At 68.5% G+C, this 1688-nt stretch carries 1 protein-coding gene; it reads right to left on the bottom strand.

Annotated features, from left to right (window positions below; genetic code table 11):
* Positions 1-123 precede the first annotated feature (123 nt).
* Positions 124-1557, bottom strand: a complete 1434-nt coding sequence (locus AB0H36_RS48035; protein ID WP_360539109.1) for an IS1380 family transposase — start codon at positions 1555-1557, stop codon at positions 124-126.
* Positions 1558-1688: the final 131 nt, after the last annotated feature.

Here is a 1688-nt window from a genome sequence, read left to right as displayed (position 1 = left end):
CTGGCGTGGGTGGCTGATTCTCGATGCGCTGCAGGGTCGGCTGGGTGTGGCGTGGTGGGACGTCCCGCCTCGCTGCGGGGGTGTTCCACTTGCGGTTCTCCGGTCGGACCGTGGTCGGCGTGGTCAGGACGTTGCGGCGGGTGGTTTGGAGGTTTGGTCGAACAGCCTTTCCCAGTGGGGCTGCCAGGGCCAGCCGACGGGCAGGTGCAGGGTGATTCGGCGGGCCGATGATGCGATCCGGGCAGCGATGTTGATGAGTTTGCGTCGGATCGTGCCGGTGCGGGCCTTGGCCAACTCACCGCCGGCCAGGGTGGCGGCCGCGCGGGTGAGGTTGAAGGCCATCACCGCGAGCACGAGCCAGGCGGCGTTCGCGGTGAAGACCCCGGACGGCAGGTGCGCCAGGGCGGAGTCCTTCAGGTCGGCGTTGACCTGTTCGATGATCGCGTGTCCGCGGTGGGTCTTGTCGACGGCCACGGTGTCCATCACGTCTGGGGCGACGGTGGTGAAGAACGCGTGGAACCGCCAGATGTCGAACAAGGTGTCCTGCCCGGCCGTCGTGTTCTTGTCGGTGTTGAGGTCGGGGATCCGGCGGATCACGAGCCGGCCGGGCACCCGCTCGCTCTTCTTGCGGGAGGCGAACGCGGTGAACGGGATTTCGGCGACTTCGGCGCGCGAGATCCATTGGCCGGTGGCTTGGTCGTAGATCGCGTCGGTGTACTGGATCGTGGTCCACGCATTCGCGTCGTCCGCGACGGCCGCGATCGCGGCCTTGACCCGCTTGTCGAGGCGGACGGTGACCGAGACCTCGGCGCCGGCGCGGACCGCGGCCAGCACCAGGCCGCGGCCGTAGAACGCCGAGTCGGCGCGCACCAGCGGCCTGCCGCCCGACAGTCCAGGCAGCCCGCGCACGGTCTTCAGCGCATCGGTGACCAGGCGCCTGGCGCCACGCGGCGAACCGCACGATCCCTTCCGCAGCCGCTGCGCCACCACAACCGGCGCGGCGCCGGTGGTGGTGACCGTGGCCAGCAGTGCGTTCAGGCCCCGTACCCCCGAATAGCCGAACCCAGCGCCCTGCTTGGCATAGCCGTGAACCTCGATGATCGTGTCATCGACATCGACCAGCACGAACCCGCCGGACCCGCCGTCGGCGACCGTGTCGACGTCGCCGACCAGCGGTGTCCGGTCGGCCAGCCTGGTCAGGAACCGCGACGCGACCGCGTCGAGCTGGCGGACGTGGCCGAAGGTGAAGCTGCGCAGGAACGACCCCAGCGTCGACGGCGCATAAACGCGGTCGAACACCCGACCCATCCCACCGTGCCGAAGCAGCGCCATGTCGTCGATGCTGTCCGCACCGGCGACCATGCCCGCGACCAGCGAGGCCACCTTCAACCCCGCATTCGCGCCCTTGTCCGTCGGCACGCTCAACCGCTCATCGACAAGCTCGCGCAACCTTGCCGACGCCGCCAACGCCATCCCTGGAACCAGACCAGCCGACGACACCAGATTCGGATCGTCGAACTTCGCCGCCATCGACCGCGGCCTATGAGAGAGTTGCACCTCAGAGATGCCCTTCCGGGTTGAGAGCTTCGGAACTGTCGCAAGTCCCAATCTCCCAGCACGCAAGGGCATTCTCGCGTTACGGCACGCTCACCCCAGCCAACTCACCCCAGTCCATCGGTGGATCCAGG

Source organism: Kribbella sp. NPDC050820 (genome assembly GCF_040653975.1).
Taxonomy (GTDB): domain Bacteria; phylum Actinomycetota; class Actinomycetes; order Propionibacteriales; family Kribbellaceae; genus Kribbella.
The sequence above is the reverse complement of the archived record's forward strand: the minus strand, read 5'-3'. Positions and strand labels throughout refer to the sequence as shown.